Raw genomic sequence first — 16,779 nt, forward strand, 5'->3', positions numbered from 1 at the left:
GATGCGGCGGAGGCGGCTCTGCGCGCGGCCTACAGGCTGGGAGCAGCGCCGTCAGCGGGGCCGGCCGTGCTGGAGCGGGTGGGATAGGACCCCTATGGAGCCGGCCTGACGATGCAGAGGGTGCGCTGGGAATGGAGGGGCGGACCGGCGTCCGCCGGCGCACGGCCCCTCCCCGCGAGGGGGAGGGGACATGCAGTCCGGCCCGAGGCCTTACCAGCGATAATGCCGGTGATGGTGCCGGTGGTGGCGGTGATGATGGTGGCGCCAGCCATGGTGGCGGTGACCCCAGCCGTGATGGCGATGGCCCCAGCCGTGGTGGTGATGGCCCCAGCCGTGGTGATGGCCACCGCGGACTTGGATCAGCGCGCCGTCGGCCTCGCCGGCGACGGCCGGCGCGGGGGCGAGCGGCGCGGCCTGCGCGAGGGGGGCACCGAGGACGAGGCCGCCGGCGAGGGCGAGGGCGGCGGCGAGGCCGCGGCCTGACCAGCGCGAGCTCAGGGACATGAACGATCTCCTGCTTCCGGTGGGCCGGCGTTGATGCCGGTTGGTGCAGAACTAGGCACTTCGGCCTGAATGCCCACTGACGGAGATCGCAACACTTCGTTGCAATTCGTGACGTCGCGCCCCTTAGGGCCGGCGATAGACCCACACGCGGGCGGGCGGCAGGTTGAGCCAGACCCGGTTCGAGCGGCTCGCCGTGTAGCTTCCCGCCTCGCAGCGGGCCGGGATCGGCGGCACGACGGCGTAGGTGAATTGCACGAACGGCGCTCCGGGCTGCATCAGATCGTGGGCGCAGTTCAGGAGGTCGAGGCGCTGCTCCAGGGGCTTCGTGAAGAGCGGCAGGCTCGAGATCGTGGCGGCAGCGGGTCTCTGCAGGATGCCGCCCACCGTTTGACGGATGTTGTAGGCGTCACCCTGGATCACGCTGACGCCGGGGAAGCGGCGCCGGAGCAGTTCACAGAAGCCGGGGTTGAATTCAACGAGGACGAGGCGCTCCGGCGCGATGCCCCGCCGGATCAGGGCCTCGGTGACCGGCCCGGTCCCCGGACCGAGTTCCACGACCGGTCCGTCGATCCGCGGATCGACGTAGGAGGCCATGGTGCGGGCCAGCATCTTCCCGGAGGGCGTCACGGCGCCCGTCACGAGGGGCCGCTCGAACCACGAGCGCAGGAATCGCGCCTCGTCCTCCAGCGGATCGCGCCGCTCGCGCACCACACCGGTTGCAACCATGGCTTTCGCCCTGGAACGACGTAACGGCGGCAAGACCGAAGTCCCTCGAATTGGCAGGCGTGTGAACAGGCTAGACGACGAAAGCCCGACCGCAGTCAAGCCGCGCCGTGCGCATGGCGCACAGGCGGCCGCCCGGCGGAGTGCCGGACGCACCCCGCTGCAAAGTCCATAACCGGGCCGTGGCTGGATTGGATCCCGGCTGCTCTCACTGCCGGGCCGCGCCGCTGAGGCCGCCCAGGAAGTCCCGAACCTTCGAGAAGAATCCGGCGCTCTCGGGGTGGTTCTCGTCGGAGGCGGTCTGGTCGAATTCCTGCAGGAGTTCGCGCTGGCGCTTGGTCAGGTTCTGCGGGGTCTCGACGAAGACCTGGATATAGAGATCGCCGACGTCCCGCGAGCGCAGGACCGGCATGCCCTTGGCCTTGATGCGGAACTGCTTGGCGGTCTGCGTGCCCGCCGGGATGCGCACTTGCGTCTGCGAACCGTCGATCACGGGAACCGTGATCTCGCCGGACAGGGCCGCGGTCACCATCGAGATCGGGACGCGGCAGAACAGGTCCGCCCCGTCGCGCTGGAAGAACTCGTGCGGCCTGATCGACAGGAAGACGTAGAGGTCGCCGGCCGGGCCGCCGCGCATGCCGCTCTCGCCCTCGCCGGCGAGCCGGATCCGCAGGCCGTCGTCGACGCCCGCCGGCACGTTGATCGAGAGGGTGCGCTCGCGGCTGACACGGCCCGCGCCCGAGCAGTTCGGGCAGGGATCATCGATCACCTCGCCGCGCCCATGGCAGTTCGGGCAGGTCCGCTCGATGGCGAAGAACCCCTGCGCCGCCCGGACCCGGCCGTAGCCCGCGCAGGTCGGGCAGGGGCGCGGCTTCGAGCCGGCCTTGGCGCCGGAGCCCGCGCAGACATCGCAGGTCACGGTGGTCGGGATCTTGATGGTCTCGGTCTTGCCGGTGAAGGCTTCCTCCAGCGAGATCTCGAGGTTGTAGCGCAGGTCCGCGCCGCGCTCGCGCCCGGGCTGGCCGCTGCGCCCGCGCGCGCCGCCCCGGCCATCCCCGAAGAAGTTCTCGAAGATGTCCGACATGAAGTCGCCGAACTCGTTGCCGAACCCGGGGCCGCCCCCGCCCTGGCTGAAGGCGGCGTGGCCGAACCGATCGTAGGCCGCGCGCTTCTGGCCGTCGGACAGGCACTGATAGGCCTCGTTGATCTCCTTGAACTTGATCTCGGCTTCCTTGTCGCCCGGGTTTCGGTCCGGGTGAAAGGTCATGGCGAGCTTGCGGAAAGCCACCTTCATCTCGCCGTCGCTGGCGGTCTTCGAGACGCCCAGAATCTCGTAGTAATCCCGCTTCGACATACGTGAGGCCCCAAGGTCCTTCATAAGCCGATCCCCGAGCCTTCCGCCCGGGGACCTCGCCGTCACCGAATCAAATGTTGACGAAGATTACGGGACCGGATCGCTCCGGTCCCGTGCACGCGCGCATCAGGCGCGCTTCTTCTGGTCCTTGTCGTCGACTTCCTGGAAGTCGGCGTCGATGACGTCGTCCTTCTTCTCGGCGCCGGCCTCCGGCCCCGCCTCGGGACCGCCGGCCTGGCTCGCGGCGTACATCGCCTCGCCGAGCTTCATCGAGGCCTGCATCAGGTCGGTGGTGCGGGCCTTGATCGTCTCGACATCCTCACCCTCGAGCGCGGTGCGAAGCGCCGTGATCGCGGTGTCGATGGCGCCCCGATCGGCCTCCGAGACCTTGTCGCCAAAATCCTTCACCGACTTCTCGGTGGAGTGGATCAGGCTCTCGCCCTGGTTCCTCACCTCGACGAGCTCGCGACGCTTCTTGTCGGCCTCGGCATTCGCCTCGGCGTCCTTGACCATCCGGTCGATATCCGCGTCGGAGAGGCCGCCCGAGGCCTGGATGCGGATCTGGTGCTCCTTGTTCGTCGCCTTGTCCTTGGCCGTCACGTTGACGATGCCGTTGGCGTCGATGTCGAAGGTCACCTCGATCTGCGGCATGCCGCGGGGAGCCGGCGGGATGCCGACGAGATCGAACTGGCCGAGCAGCTTGTTGTCGGCCGCCATCTCGCGCTCACCCTGGAAGACCCGGATGGTGACCGCGTTCTGGTTGTCCTCGGCCGTCGAGAAGACCTGGGACTTCTTCGTCGGGATCGTGGTGTTGCGGTCGATGAGCCGCGTGAACACGCCGCCCAGCGTCTCGATGCCGAGCGAGAGCGGGGTGACGTCGAGGAGCAGCACGTCCTTGACGTCGCCCTGGAGCACGCCGGCCTGGACGGCCGCGCCGATCGCCACGACCTCGTCCGGGTTGACGCCCGTGTGGGGCTCCTTCCCGAAGAAGGCCTTCACCACCTCCTGCACCTTCGGCATGCGAGTCTGGCCGCCGACGAGCACGACCTCGTCGATCTCGTTGGCCGAGACGCCGGCATCCTTGAGCGCCTTGCGGCACGGCTCGATCGTGCGCTGCACGAGGTCGTCCACGAGGCTCTCGAACTTGGCGCGCGAGAGCTTCAGCGCGAGGTGCTTCGGCCCGGTGGCGTCGGCCGTGATGTAGGGCAGGTTGATCTCGGTCTGCGTCGCGGAGGAGAGCTCGATCTTGGCCTTCTCGGCGGCCTCCTTGAGGCGCTGGAGGGCGAGCTTGTCCTTCGTCAGGTCGATGCCCTGCTCGCGCTTGAACTCGCTCGTCAGGTACTCGACCACGCGGTTATCGAAATCCTCGCCGCCGAGGAAGGTGTCGCCATTCGTCGACTTCACCTCGAACACGCCGTCGCCGATCTCGAGGATCGAGACGTCGAAGGTGCCGCCGCCGAGGTCGTAGACCGCGATCGTGCCGGTCTTCTTCTTGTCGAGGCCGTAGGCGAGCGCCGCGGCGGTCGGCTCGTTGATGATGCGCAGCACCTCGAGGCCGGCGATCTTGCCGGCGTCCTTGGTGGCCTGGCGCTGAGCGTCGTTGAAGTAGGCCGGGACCGTGATGACCGCCTGCGTGACGGGCTGGCCCAGGTACGACTCGGCCGTCTCCTTCATCTTCTGCAGGGTGAAGGCGGAGATCTGCGAGGGCGAGTACTTCTTGCCGTCGGCCTCGACCCAGGCGTCGCCGTTGTCGCCCTTGACGATCTTGTAGGGCACGAGGCCCTTGTCCTTCTGCGTCATCGGATCGTCGTAGGTACGGCCGATGAGGCGCTTGATGGCGAAGAAGGTGCGCTCCGGATTGGTCACGGCCTGCCGCTTGGCGGGCTGGCCGACGAGGCGCTCCCCATCGTCGGTGAAGGCGACGATGGAAGGGGTGGTGCGGGCGCCTTCCGCATTCTCGATGACCTTGGGTTGCGTGCCTTCCATGACGGCCACGCAGGAATTGGTGGTGCCCAAGTCGATGCCGATGACTTTACCCATGGTGGGATCCCTCTGTTGTTCTGATCAAGCAGACCGCCGAGCCCCGAAGCAGCTCGGCCCATGGCGGTGTGGAATGGAATTGTGAGGTGGGGACGAGGGCCGGACGACCGGCCGGAGACGGCCGGATCCGGCGCTTAATCCCGCGCCTCGCCGGATATAAGAAGGTCAAAGCGGGCTCGCAAGGCAAAGTCCGACGATCGCTGCGATCTCAGCTATGTCCTTGCCGATGTTGGGTTAAGCTGCGGGACGTGCGGTACCGTCGCCACCCGTGGGGCCCAGATTTTGTTGCGCCGCTGCCACGCCCGCGCCATCGATCGCGTGCTAGACTTGATCTTGACGAGACGGACCTGCCGCCCGATGCCGGCGGGGCGGTGTTCATTGCAAGTCCCAGGCCCGAAAGACCCGATGCGTCCGACCCGCGTTCTCCTCGCTCCCCTCCTCGCGCTCGCGAGCCTCTCTGCCCTCGCCGAGGAGGCGGCTGCGCAGAACTTCTTCGAGGAGCTGTTCGGGATCGGACGCGCCGCGCGCCCGCCGGTGCCGCCGCGCGGGGTGCCGAACGCCCCACCGGCCCAGCCCGGCGCGGTGCCGCCCGGGGCGCCGGGCGTGCCGGGAGCCCCGGTCGATCCGAATGCCGAGGCGCAGAAGCCTGCCGCGCCCGCGCCGATGCGCCCGGTCGTGCTGAAGGCGCCCGCCGACGACAACGTGGCCGGACAGGACCTCCTGCTGAACGGCCTGAACGGGACCCTCAAGATGGAGCGGGCGGGCGCCAACATGACGGCGCGCCTCACGCTGCCGGGCACCAAGGTCTCGCAGCCGACGGAATCCTGCTCGGTCCCGCTCTCGGGCGGCCAGCCGGTCACCCTGACCTCGGCGGGCAAGCCCGAGGGCGTGGCCCGGTTCGAAGCCGCGGCGGCCGAGTGCCCCCTGCGCTTCGAGGTGCTGGAGGGCAGCGTGCTCGTCACCCCGCTCGGCGGGAATCCGGTCTGCACCTTCTCCGCGGCCGATTGCGCGACGACGCCGGCCGGCCTGTGGGGGCCGGGCGCGGCGGGCCTGATCCCCCGTTCGGCCGAGTTCGACACCGGCCGCGGCGTGGCCGACAAGGCCGTGCGCGAGAACTACAAGGTGATGACGCAGCGCGCCCGCCGCGAGGACGTGCGCCCGATCGTGACCGAGCAGGCGGCCTTCTCCTCGGACCGCGAGCAGGTCTGCCGGACCTACGCCCGCGAAGGCTCGCACGGCTTCTGCCACCTGCGCGTCTCGGAAGCCCGCGCGCTGGCCCTCGCCGCCCGCCTCGGCGCGAACAGCGCCGCCCCGACCGCCGCCGTGGCGCCGCGCCCGCGGCGCAAGCCCGTCGTCGACGGCATGAACCCGGATGCCGGCGGCGCGCCGCAATCGGTGGCGGAATAGGGCTCAGTCGGAACTGGGCTCCTCCTCGCCGATCCATTTCTGCAGGCAGACGGTGCGGGACTCGCCGAAGCCGAGATGGGCGTAGAAGTCCTGCACCGCGGCATTGTCGGCCCGCACGAGCAGCTGCATCTTCCAGACGCCGCGGGCCACGAGCCAGCGTTCCGCCGCGGCCATGATGGCGCGGCCGTAGCCCTGGCCCCGGCAGCCTGGATCGACGGCGACGTAGTAAACCCAGCCCCGGTGGCCGTCCTCGCCGACCATGCAGGTCGCCAGGATCCGGCCCTCGGCCTCGGCGACGAGCACGGCCGCATGGGCGCCGCGGCGGGCCAAGGCGAGATCCTTGCGCGGATCGTTCCAGGGCCGGGACACGCCGGCCGCATGCCAGAGGCCGATGACCGCCTCGGCGTCGGCATCGCGCATCGGCCGGATCACGGGCGCCGTCTCAGGCCCGGCCGGCGCTCAGGGAGAGCATCGCGGGATCGATGCCGTTGCTGCGCAAAGCCCGCTCGTACTTGGTCTCGAGAGTGGGGTGGAAGATCAGCTCTGGATCGGCCGGGCAGTTGAGCCAGCCATTCGCCATGATCTCGCTCTCGAGCTGGCCGGCCTGCCAGCCGGCATAGCCGAGCGCCAGCACCGCGCTCGCCGGGCCGTCGCCGTTTGCGATGGCGCGCAGGATCTCGACCGTGGCGGTGAGGCAGATGCCGTCGTCGATCATCAGCGTCGACTGGTCGATATGGAAATCGTCCGTGTGGAGGACGAAGCCGCGCTTGCCCTCGACGGGGCCGCCCATCAGCACCGGCATGTGCCCGACCCGCTCGCGCAGGCGGATCGCGTCGGCGGCGGGTGCCACGTCGAGCTGCACCAGCAGGTCCGGCATGCTCAGGTCGCTCACCGGCTTGTTGACGATGATGCCCATCGCGCCGTCCGCGGAATGGGCGCAGACGTAGATGACGGAGCGGGCGAAGCGGCTGTCCGCCAGTCCCGGCATGGCAACCAGGAACTGACCGTCGAGATACGCGCTGCCACCGTGCCGGGGAGTGTGCATGGCCCTATGCTACGCCCCCTCACCCCGTTGTCCAGCGGACAAAGCGCCCGAGCTGATGCCATCGTGCGGTCCGGTGCGGATCGCCTCGACAGGGGGAGACCGCCACGCTAGACGGGCGGCACCCCGAACCCGGCCGAGCCGGCGGATGCGCGGCCCCGACGACCCGATCGAGGAGAACAGCGGATGACGATTCAGGTTGGCGATCACCTGCCCCAGGCGACCTTCCGCGTGAACGGCCCGGACGGTCCGCAGGCCAAGACCACGGACGACGTGTTCAAGGGCCGCCGCGTGGTGCTCGTCGGCGTGCCGGGCGCCTTCACGCCGAGCTGCCACCGCAACCACCTGCCGGGCTTCGTGCAGAACCTCTCCGAGATCAAGGCCCGCGGCATCGACGCCGTCGCCGTCACCGCCGTCAACGACGTGTTCGTGCTCGACGCCTGGGCGAAGGCCTCCGGCGCCGAGGGCATCGAGTTCCTGGCGGACGGCAACGCCGATTTCGCCAAGGCCACCGGCCTCGACATGGACGGGACCGGTTTCGGCCTCGGCACCCGCTCGAAGCGCTACGCGGCCCTGATCGAGGACGGCGTCGTGCGCGTCCTCAACATCGAGGAATCGCCCTCGAAGGCCGAGGCGTCCGGCGCCGAGGCGCTGCTGAAGGTGATCTGACGGCGAGCGTCCGGACGACAAACCGTCAAGGCCCTCTTCCGGCTCGGGAGCCGCGCTCCCGGGCTCATGCCCCCACCTTGAACGGCGCCATCGCCGCCACCGCGAGGGCGTCGACCCGGTTGTTCAGCGGGTCGGCGGCGTGACCCTTGACCCAGTGCCACTGGACATCGTGGCGCTCGCGGGCAGCGTCGATGCGGCGCCACAGATCCTCGTTCTTCACGGGCTTCCTGTCGGCGGTGCGCCAGCCCCGCGCCTTCCAGCCGTGGATCCACTCGGTGATGCCCTGGCGCAGGTACTGGGAATCCGTGAACAGGTCGACGCGGCAGGGGCGCTTGAGCACCTCCAGCGCCTCGATCGCGGCGAGGATCTCCATGCGGTTGTTGGTGGTGTGGGCCTCGCCGCCCGAGAGCTCGCGCTCCGTGTCGCCGTAGATCAGGATCGCGCCCCAACCGCCGGGCCCCGGATTTCCGGAGCAGGCCCCATCCGTATAGATCGTGACCCGCCTGCCGGGGGATGCGCTCACGGTGCCCAACCGTAGTCGCGGGCATGGCTCGCGCTGCGGTGGAAGGTCAGGCGCCGATCGTACTCGCGCGGGTCCTTCGGCTGGACCAGCGCGCCCGCGGGCACGTTGAGCCAGTCGACGAGACGGGTGAGCATGAAACGCAGGGCCGCCCCCCGGGCGAGGATCGGCAGCGCCTCGACCTCGGCCGGCTCCAGCCGCCGCACCGCCTCGTAACCGGCGATGAGCGCGGCGGCCATGTCCCGGTGGAAGGTGCCGTCGGCCTCGAAGCACCACGCATTCAGGCAGATGGCGAGGTCGTAGGCGAAGGCGTCCGTGCAGGCGAAGTAGAAGTCGATCAGGCCGGACAGGTCGTCGCCGATGAAGAACACGTTGTCGGTGAAGAGATCGGCGTGGACGACGCCGCCCGGCAGGCCGCGGGGCCAGCCGGCCTCCAGCACCGCGAGATCCTCCCGCGTGCGCTCGGCCAAGCCCGGCGAGACCGTGTCGGCCTGGGCCTCGGCCTGTGCGAAGAGTGGGCGCCACGCGCCGACCGAGAGGCTGTTCTCCCGCTGCATGCCGAAATCGGCGCCCGCCGCGTGGAGGCGCGCCAGCGCGCCGCCGAGGGCCCGGCAATGATCCGCGCCCGGATGCTTGACCGAGACGCCTTCGAGGAAGCTGACGATGACGGCGGGCCGCCCGCACAGGCGCCCGAGGGCCGTGCCGGCACGGTTGCGGACCGGCTGCGGGCAGGCGAGGCCGCGCGCGGCCAGATGCTCCATCAGGTTGAGGAAGAAGGGCAGGTCCGCCTCGCGGACCCGCTTCTCGTAGAGGGTGAGGATGTAGGAGCCCTGCGTCGTGTGCAGGAAGAAATTGGTGTTCTCCACCCCCTCGGCGATGCCCTTGTAGGAGAGCAGGCCGCCGATGTCGTAGGCGGAGAGGAAGGCGGTCAGCGCCTCGTCGGAGACCTCGGTGTAGACGGCCACGTGTCGCGCTCGGGATGTCTCTGGTTTTCAGACGCGGGCCGGGAACACGGCAAAGGGGCGCCCCGCGGGCGCCCCTGCCGAAATCCTCGGATCGGTCGGAGCGGGCTGCTTCCCTACTCCGCGGCCTCGCTGCGCAACTCGCGCGGCAGCGGGAAGGACATGTCCTCGACCACCGTCGAGACCGTGTCGACCGTCACCTCGTAGCGGGCGGCGAAGGCGTCGATGATCTCCTCCACCAGCACCTCCGGTGCCGAGGCACCCGCGGTGAGGCCGAGCTTGCGCACGTTCGTGAAGGCCGGCCAGTCGATCTCCTCGGCGCGCAGGACGAGACGGGTGATGGGGCAGCCGACCCGCTCGGCGACCTCGCGCAGGCGCTGCGAATTCGAGGAGTTCGAGGAGCCGACAACGATCAGCGCGTCGACGAGCGGCGCGATCTGCTTCACCGATTCCTGGCGGTTCGTCGTCGCGTAGCAGATGTCGTCCTTGTGCGGCCCGGTGATGTTCGGAAACTTCGCCTTCAGGGCCTCGACGATGTGGCGGGTATCGTCCACCGAGAGCGTCGTTTGCGTCACCCAGGCGAGGTTGTTCGGATTGTCCGGGGTCAGGGCGGCGATCTGTTCGAGGTCCTCGACGAGGGTGATCGACCCCTTCGGCAGCTGGCCCATCGTGCCCACGACCTCCGGATGACCCGAATGGCCGACAAGCAGCACGTGGCGCCCGCGCTTGTGGTGGATCTCGGCCTCGCGGTGGACCTTCGTCACCAGCGGGCAGGTCGCGTCGATGGTGGTCAGGCCGCGGGCATCGGCGTTGGCCGGCACCGTCTTGGCGACGCCGTGCGCGGAGAAGATCACCGGGGCGTTCCCGTCCGGAACCTCGTCGAGTTCGCGGACGAAGACCGCGCCCTTCCGCTTCAGGCTCTCGACCACGTACTTGTTGTGGACGATCTCGTGCCGGACGTAGACCGGCGGCCCGTAGATGGCGAGCGCCCGCTCGACCACGTCGATCGCGCGCACCACGCCGGCGCAGAAGCCGCGGGGGGCTGCGAGGAGGATCTCGAGGGGCGGCTTGGCCCCCGTGGCGGCGGCCGCGTCCGAGGCGGAGAGATTCGTGTTGTCGGCGCTCATGATCCAGCGGATGTGGCGAGGTGGGGGCTGCCCTGTCAACCGTGCGGCCGGTCGAAACCGCCGAGGCAGGGGCGTCCCATATCACATTTGGCGGCTTTGTTGACCCGTGAGGCACGGGAGAGCGCCGTGGCGTCGGCGTGGATGACTGGCGGAGGGAGCGGGATTCGAACCCGCGATACCGTTTCCGGTATACACACTTTCCAGGCGTGCGCCTTCAACCACTCGGCCACCCCTCCGGACCCGGCGCGGACAGACCCTGCGCGGGGCGCGGGCGGGCCGTTCGTGGCGGGTGGCGTGCTGTACTCGCCGCGCCCCGCCAGCGCAAGCCGGCAGCGCGCGCGGCGCGGCCGGAAATCGGGGCGCCTTTCAGAATTGCGGCGGCAGCAGCCTCATCGGCGAATCGGTCCGTGCCGCGCAGGAGCGCAGCATGTTGAGGCAGCGCTCGCGGTCCCGCGGGTCCCGGATGCGGGCCCAGAGGCCGAGCAGTTCCCCCGTATTCGCGTCCGCTTCGGCCGCGACGCAGGGGGGCAGGTTCATGCCCGACTCGTCGAAGAAGTCTGAGACCGGAACGCCGAGGTGCTGCGCGATCTGTCGAAGGTGACTCTCCGTCGGCGTGCTCATCGCTGTCATCCAGCCCCCTGTCTCGTTCCCCGGCGCGCGCCGCCCCGGCCCCGCTCCGATCGGAAACCGGCCGATGACGCCGCGGGTGCCACGCGGTAGCGTCGCGTACGGTGCGGGCGCCCGGGCCTAGAGGCCGGGACGCTCCCTTGCATCCCTTCGCCCAACCGACCGATGAGGCTCCGATGCCGCGCTATGCTTTCACCGTCATCATCGATACCGACGCGCCGGCGGAGCCGTATATCCGCAGCCTCGACGATGCGGATGCCGCCTGGGAGGCTGCGCGTGCGATGATCGTCGACCTGATGACGGCGAGCGCGGATCCGCGCCTCCTCTCGGCCATCATGGTCGTGACCGACGAGGCCGACGAGATTGTCTTCGAATTTCCGTTCTCGGAGGCGCTCAATCTGCCGGCGGGGGGAACCGGTCCTGTCCATTAGTCGGCTGCGTCGGAGGCTGGAAGCGGGCAGAGAAAAGGCCCGACGGCGATGCCGGCGGGCCCTGGCAGGGTCCACGCTCACGGGTTCAAGGGGTTCCTGACGGATCCCGGCGCCGGCCCCGCGACACGTTCCGGTCGCGGCGGGCGCCGTCTTCCCTCCCGAGAGCCACTATCCCTGTCGCAGATGGTCCGGCGGAGTGTCCTGCTCACCGTCAGCGGTGCGCGCCGTGCGGGAGCCAGAGGCGTGAGCTTGCATGGGCAACCTCCTTACATCTGCGAGTGAGCGGCGGTTCCCGGCAATTCCTGGGAGGAGCGGACCCGTCGCGCAAGGTCGATGGTAGGCCGGGCGTGCGGAAGCTGACAAGACCTTCTGAAGCTCGGCAGAAGTCTTTTTCTCACCGGCAAAGGACGGGTTCGAGACATGCGGACGGGCGCCCCGCCGCGCGGGCGCGCCCTGGCCTCACAAGGGGTTCAGGACCTCGCGAGACGGCCGAACGGCCGCCGCGAGCGGGTCAGGAGATCATGTCGAGCCTGGCCGTCTCGACCCCGCCGGAGCGAATCGAGTCGGGCAGTGCCGAATAGTCGCGATAGCCGGCCTCGCGGGCCATCGCGTCGAGGGCGGTCTGCTCGTCGTCGGCCGATCCCGTCCACAGGATCGCGCCGCTGGTCTTCTGTCGGATCTGGAAGATGCTCATCGAGCGCCTCGTGCGTCCCGGCCGGCACGGCCTGGATGTTGACGAAGTGGTAACGAGTTTCGGCGTCTCTGGTTGCTTCGGACGGCGATCCGTGCCGCGCGCACGTGACGCCACACCGGCTCGAATCCTCGCCGGATGGTCGTGTATGATACGCGCCATCAAAACGCCGGCCTGAGCGGCGACAGACCGGCCGCGGCCCCGCATGCGGTGCCGAACGATTGATTCCGCCGTACCTGCACTGGGTGGTTCGATGCCCGCGCCGCGCCTTTTCCGGGTCCTTGCCCTGCTGGCTTCGACCCTCCCGCCGCTCGCCGCCGCACCGGCGCGAGCCGCGGACACGGCCGCCGTGCCGACCGCCGAGGCGCTGGCGCCCGCCGTCACCGTCGTGCCCGCCGAGAACCGCGAGATCGTCGAGCGGGCGATCGTCACCGGGACCCTGGTGCCGCGCGACGAGATCCTGGTCTCGCCCGAGATCGAGGGGCACCGCATCACCGAACTCCTCGTCGAGGAGGGTGACAGGGTTGCGAAGGGTCAGGTGCTGGCCCGCCTCTCCCGCGAGATGATCGAGACGCAGGAGGCCGCCAACCTCGCCGCCATCGCCCGGGCCGAGGCCGCGATCGTGCAGGCCCGCAGCCAGATCGTGCAGGCCGAGGCCGCTCAGACCGAGGCGCGCCAGGCCCTGGAGCGGGCGCAGACGCTGATCCGGACCGGCAACGCCACCGCCGTCACCGTGGAGCAGCGCGTCTCCACCGCCCAGGGCGCCGAGGGCAAGCTCGCGGCGGCCCGCGGCGGCCTGCAGGCGGCGGAGGCCGACCTCGCCACTGCCAGGGCGCAGGCCGCCGAGATCGCGCTCCGGCGCGCCCGCACCGAGATCCGGGCGCCGGAGGCCGGGATCGTGAACCGCCGCACCGCCCGCATCGGCGCCACCGCGACGGCGGTCGGCGAGCCCCTGTTCCGCCTGATCGCCCGCGGCGAGATCGAGCTCGAAGGCGAGGTGCCCGAGACCGTGATGCCGCGCCTGCATGTCGGCGACGCCGCCGCCCTCGACCTCGACGAGGGCCGGAAGCTTGCGGGCCGCGTCCGCCGGGTCTACCCGGAAGTCGACCGGATGACCCGCCTCGGCAAGGTCCGGATCTCGCTCAAGGACGACCCGGCCCTGCGCATCGGCGCCTTCGCCCGCGGCACCGTCGATGTGGCGCGGCGGCGCGGCGTCTCCGTGCCGGTCTCCAGCCTGCTCTTCGCGACCGACGGGGGCGCCAGCGTTCTCGTCGTGCGGGACGGGCGCGTCGAGGCGCGGCCGGTCACGACCGGCCTCTCGGCCGAGGGCTTCACCGAGGTGCGCGGCGCGATCGCGGCGGGCGAGACGGTGGTGGCCCGCGCGGGCAGCTTCCTGCGCGACGGCGACCGGGTGCGCGCGGTCGCTCCGGAGGGGATGAAACCCCTCGCGGCGGCCGACGCCGCGCCCCGCTGAACGATCGGACGCGCCATGCGCCTCAACATCTCAGCCTGGGCGATCCGCAAGCCGCTGCCCTCGATCGTGCTGTTCATCGTGCTCGGCGTGCTCGGGCTCGTGAGCTTCCGCAGCCTGCCGATCACGCGGTTCCCGAACATCGACATCCCGATCGTCTCGGTGACGGTGACGCAGGCGGGCGCCGCGCCCTCCGAGCTTCAGACCCAGGTCACGAAGTGGGTCGAGGATTCGATCGCGGGGGTGAAGGGCGTCAAGCACATCCTCTCCACCATCACCGAGGGCTCCTCGGTCACGACGGTCGAGTTCCGGCTTGAGGTGAACACCGACCGCGCCGTCAACGACGTGAAGGACGCGATCTCCAAGATCCGCGTGAACCTGCCGCGCACCATCGACGAGCCGATCATCAACCGGGTCGAGATCGCCGGGCTCCCGATCATGATCTACGGCGCCTCGGCTCCCGCCATGACGCCCGAGGATTTGTCGTGGTTCGTCGATGACGTCGTGGCCCGCCAGATCCAGGGCGTGAAGGGCGTCGGCGGCGTCGAGCGGCTCGGCGGCGTCGCCCGCGAGGTGCGGGTCACCCTGAAGCCCGACCGCCTGCTCGCGCTCGGCATCACGGCCGCGGACGTGAACCGGCAATTGCGCCTGACCTCCGCCGACATGGCGGGCGGGCGCGGCGAGGTCGGCGGCCAGGAGCAGTCGATCCGCACGCTCGCCGCCTCGGCGAGCCTCGACACGCTGGCCGCCACGACGATCATCGTGCCGGGCAACCGCAAGGTCCGGCTGGATGAGCTCGCCACCCTGATCGACGGGGCGGAAGAGCCGCGCACCTTCGCCCGCTTCAACGGCGAGCCCGTGGTCGGTTTCGCGATCTCGCGGGCGAACGGGGCGAGCGACGCGGACGTCTCGGAGGCGGTCGCGCGCAGGATCGGCGACCTGCACAAGGCCCATCCCGGCGTGCGCTTCGACCTGATCGACACCTCTGTCACCAACACGATCGGCAATTACCACTCGGCCATGATGGGGCTGATCGAGGGCGCGGCGCTCGCGGTCGTCGTCGTCTTCCTGTTCCTGCGCGACTGGCGCGCCACGGTGATCGCCTCGATCGCCCTGCCGCTCTCGGTGCTTCCGACCTTCTGGGTGATGAGCGCACTTGGCTTCTCGCTCAACGCCGTGAGCCTTCTGGCGATCACGCTGGTCACCGGCATCCTCGTCGACGACGCCATCGTCGAGATCGAGAACATCGTCCGCCACATCCGCATGGGCAAATCGCCCTACCGGGCGGCGCTGGAGGCCGCCGACGAGATCGGCCTGGCGGTGATCGCGATCACCGCGACGATCATCGCGATCTTCGCACCCGTCTCCTTCATGGGCGGCATCGCCGGCCAGTACTTCAAGCAGTTCGGCCTCACCATCGCGGCCGCCGTGTTCATGTCGCTCCTCGTCGCGCGCCTGATCACGCCGCTGCTCGCCGCCTACTTCCTGCGCGATCACGGCCATCCCGAGGAGCGGGACGGGCTCGTGATGCGCGCCTATACCCGCGCCGTCGCGTGGTCGGTGCGCCACAAGTACATCACGCTGGTGGCGGGCCTCGGGTGCTTTGCCGCCTCCATCATGTCCACGGGTCTGCTCCCCGCCGGCTTCATCCCGGCCGAGGACGCCGCCCGGACCCTCTTCGTCGTGGAATTGCCTCCGGGCGCGCGGCTTTCCGACACCAGCCGGGTCACCGACAAGCTCGTCGAGCGGATCCGGGCGCTGCCCGAGGTCCGCAGCGTGTTCGTCGACGGCGGCCGCCAGCTGCCGGGCAAGAAGGAGGTTCGGCTCGCGAGCCTGACCATCAACCTGACACCGAAGAACGAGCGCCACCTCACGCAGAAGCAGGTCGACGTCGTCATCGGCGACATCCTCCGCCAGGAGCCCGACATCCGCTTCTGGGCTCTGCGGGAAGGCGGCCAGCGCGACCTCGCCCTCATCATCGCGGGCTCCGACAAGGCGGCGGTGGCCGACGTCGCCGCGCGCCTCCAGCGCGAGGCGGCCGGCGTGCCCCACCTCGTCAACGTGGTCTCCACCGCCCCGCTCGACCGCACCGAGATCCGCATCCGCCCGAAGCCGGGCGTGGCGGCCGATCTCGGCGTCTCGACGGACCTGATCGCCGAGACGGTGCGCGTCGGCACGATCGGCGACATCGGCGCGAACCTCGCCAAGTTTAACGCCAAGGACCGGCAGGTGCCGATCCGCGTGCAGCTCCCCGAGCGCCTGCGCGGCGATCTCGCCGAGCTCGCGACCCTGAAGGTCCCCGTGAAGGGCGGGGCCGCCGTGCCGCTCTCGACGGTGGCCGACCTCAGCCTCGGACAGGGCCCGACCGCGATCGACCGCTACGACCGGGCGGTGCGCGTGGCTCTGGAGGCCGACATGCGTGGCTCCGATGCCCTGGGTTCGCTCATCGAGAACGTGATGAACCTGCCGGCCGCCCGGGACCTGCCGCCCGGCGTCACTATCAGCCAGACGGGCGATGCCGAGATCATGGCCGAGGTGTTCGGCGGCTTCGCCATGGCGATGGGTGCGGGCATCATGATGGTGTTCGGCGTGCTGATCCTGCTCTTCGGCAGCTTCTTCCAGCCCGTGACCATTCTGTTCTCGCTGCCGCTCTCGATCGGCGGCGCGATCCTGGCGCTCCTCGTCTGCCACAAGCCGATCTCGATGCCGGTGGTGATCGGCATCCTCATGCTGATGGGGGTCGTGACGAAGAACGCGATCATGCTCGTCGATTTCGCCGTCGAGGAGATGGCCCGCGGCGTCGACCGGGCCACAGCCATCGTCGATGCGGGCCGCAAGCGCGCGCGGCCGATCGTGATGACGACGATCGCCATGGCCGCCGGCATGGTGCCGTCCGCGATGGCCTTCGGCATCGGCGGCGAGTTCCGGGCGCCGATGGCGATCGCGGTGATCGGCGGCCTGATCGTCTCGACGGGGCTCTCGCTGATCTTCGTGCCCGCCTTCTTCGTGCTGATGGACGACCTCTCGCGGCTGTTCGCGCGCCTCTTCGGGCGCTTCGTCGGCGAGCGGGACGACCCGGAGGATGCAGCCGCCTACGAGGCACCGGGCTTTGCCGCCAACGATCCCCGCCTTTATCCGCCGCGGGTCGCCGCCGAGTAGCGGCCGGACTGAACCGGGACCGCCCTCCCGTCGTTGCCGGACCGATCCTTTG

At 70.0% G+C, this 16,779-nt stretch carries 16 protein-coding genes and 1 tRNA gene; 6 read left to right on the forward strand and 11 right to left on the reverse strand.

The features are described from left to right. Positions 1–228 precede the first annotated feature (228 nt). Positions 229–483: a hypothetical protein gene (locus E1J50_RS27745; RefSeq protein WP_207919128.1), complete on the forward strand. Its 255-nt coding sequence runs from the start codon at positions 229–231 to the stop codon at positions 481–483. Between the two features lie 144 nt (positions 484–627). On the opposite strand, the gene E1J50_RS01645 is transcribed toward E1J50_RS27745, so the two are convergent. The 3 genes from E1J50_RS01645 to dnaK all read right to left on the reverse strand — a co-directional run bounded on the left by E1J50_RS01645 (position 628) and on the right by dnaK (position 4,621). Next, positions 628–1,263, reverse strand: coding sequence for a class I SAM-dependent methyltransferase (locus E1J50_RS01645; RefSeq protein ID WP_132249746.1), 636 nt, complete (start codon positions 1,261–1,263; stop codon positions 628–630). 172 nt (positions 1,264–1,435) lie between these two features. Then, entirely contained in the window at positions 1,436–2,581 is a 1,146-nt protein-coding gene (gene dnaJ, locus E1J50_RS01650; RefSeq protein ID WP_132249748.1) for a molecular chaperone DnaJ, read from the reverse strand. A gap of 126 nt (positions 2,582–2,707) precedes the next feature. Beyond that, positions 2,708–4,621 (reverse strand): molecular chaperone DnaK, encoded by a 1,914-nt coding sequence (dnaK, locus tag E1J50_RS01655; RefSeq protein WP_132249750.1) that lies wholly within the window; start codon positions 4,619–4,621, stop codon positions 2,708–2,710. Between the two features lie 405 nt (positions 4,622–5,026). Between dnaK and E1J50_RS01660 the strand changes: the two genes are divergently transcribed. Next, complete coding sequence (locus tag E1J50_RS01660) at positions 5,027–6,028, forward strand: cupin domain-containing protein (RefSeq protein ID WP_132249752.1); 1,002 nt, start codon at positions 5,027–5,029, stop codon at positions 6,026–6,028. A gap of 3 nt (positions 6,029–6,031) precedes the next feature. Here the strand turns inward: E1J50_RS01660 and E1J50_RS01665 are convergent, their stop codons facing one another. Further along, positions 6,032–6,448 (reverse strand): GNAT family acetyltransferase, encoded by a 417-nt coding sequence (locus tag E1J50_RS01665; protein WP_132249754.1) that lies wholly within the window; start codon positions 6,446–6,448, stop codon positions 6,032–6,034. A 22-nt stretch (positions 6,449–6,470) separates the two neighbouring features. Then, positions 6,471–7,073 carry a YqgE/AlgH family protein gene (locus E1J50_RS01670; protein WP_132249756.1) on the reverse strand — a complete coding sequence of 201 codons (603 nt, stop codon included), beginning with the start codon at positions 7,071–7,073 and terminating at the stop codon, positions 6,471–6,473. Between the two features lie 183 nt (positions 7,074–7,256). Here E1J50_RS01670 and E1J50_RS01675 point away from each other — a divergent pair, with 183 nt between their 5' ends. Beyond that, positions 7,257–7,739, forward strand: coding sequence for a peroxiredoxin (locus tag E1J50_RS01675; protein WP_132249758.1), 483 nt, complete (start codon positions 7,257–7,259; stop codon positions 7,737–7,739). Positions 7,740–7,803: 64 nt separating this feature from the next. Here E1J50_RS01675 and rnhA read toward each other — a convergent pair whose 3' ends face one another. The 5 genes from rnhA to E1J50_RS01700 all read right to left on the reverse strand — a co-directional run bounded on the left by rnhA (position 7,804) and on the right by E1J50_RS01700 (position 10,969). Next, on the reverse strand, positions 7,804–8,262 hold the full coding sequence (gene rnhA, locus E1J50_RS01680; protein WP_132249760.1) for a ribonuclease HI: 459 nt from the start codon (positions 8,260–8,262) through the stop codon (positions 7,804–7,806). Next, positions 8,259–9,224, reverse strand: coding sequence for a homoserine kinase (gene thrB, locus E1J50_RS01685; protein ID WP_132249762.1), 966 nt, complete (start codon positions 9,222–9,224; stop codon positions 8,259–8,261). The genes rnhA and thrB overlap by 4 nt, the downstream gene beginning before the upstream one ends. 113 nt (positions 9,225–9,337) lie before the next feature. Then, positions 9,338–10,348, reverse strand: a complete 1,011-nt coding sequence (gene ispH, locus E1J50_RS01690) for a 4-hydroxy-3-methylbut-2-enyl diphosphate reductase (protein WP_132249764.1) — start codon at positions 10,346–10,348, stop codon at positions 9,338–9,340. A gap of 146 nt (positions 10,349–10,494) precedes the next feature. Then, a tRNA-Ser gene (locus tag E1J50_RS01695) sits at positions 10,495–10,584 on the reverse strand. Between the two features lie 130 nt (positions 10,585–10,714). Further along, positions 10,715–10,969 (reverse strand): hypothetical protein, encoded by a 255-nt coding sequence (locus E1J50_RS01700; protein WP_132249766.1) that lies wholly within the window; start codon positions 10,967–10,969, stop codon positions 10,715–10,717. A 146-nt stretch (positions 10,970–11,115) separates the two neighbouring features. Between E1J50_RS01700 and E1J50_RS01705 the strand changes: the two genes are divergently transcribed. Next, positions 11,116–11,406 (forward strand): DUF6894 family protein, encoded by a 291-nt coding sequence (locus E1J50_RS01705; RefSeq protein ID WP_245516387.1) that lies wholly within the window; start codon positions 11,116–11,118, stop codon positions 11,404–11,406. Between the two features lie 511 nt (positions 11,407–11,917). Here the strand turns inward: E1J50_RS01705 and E1J50_RS01710 are convergent. Next, a complete protein-coding gene (locus E1J50_RS01710; RefSeq protein ID WP_132249768.1) occupies positions 11,918–12,100 on the reverse strand; it encodes a hypothetical protein in 183 nt (60 codons plus the stop codon). A gap of 250 nt (positions 12,101–12,350) precedes the next feature. On the opposite strand from E1J50_RS01710, the gene E1J50_RS01715 reads away from it, so the two are divergent. After that, the gene (locus E1J50_RS01715; protein ID WP_132249770.1) at positions 12,351–13,571 is read left to right on the forward strand and encodes an efflux RND transporter periplasmic adaptor subunit; all 1,221 of its coding nucleotides are present in this window, start codon (positions 12,351–12,353) and stop codon (positions 13,569–13,571) included. Between the two features lie 15 nt (positions 13,572–13,586). Next, positions 13,587–16,727: an efflux RND transporter permease subunit gene (locus E1J50_RS01720; RefSeq protein WP_132249772.1), complete on the forward strand. Its 3,141-nt coding sequence runs from the start codon at positions 13,587–13,589 to the stop codon at positions 16,725–16,727. The last annotated feature ends 52 nt before the right edge of the window (positions 16,728–16,779 follow it).

It is taken from the genome of Methylobacterium segetis (assembly GCF_004348265.1).
Taxonomy (GTDB): Bacteria; Pseudomonadota; Alphaproteobacteria; order Rhizobiales; family Beijerinckiaceae; genus Methylobacterium; species Methylobacterium segetis.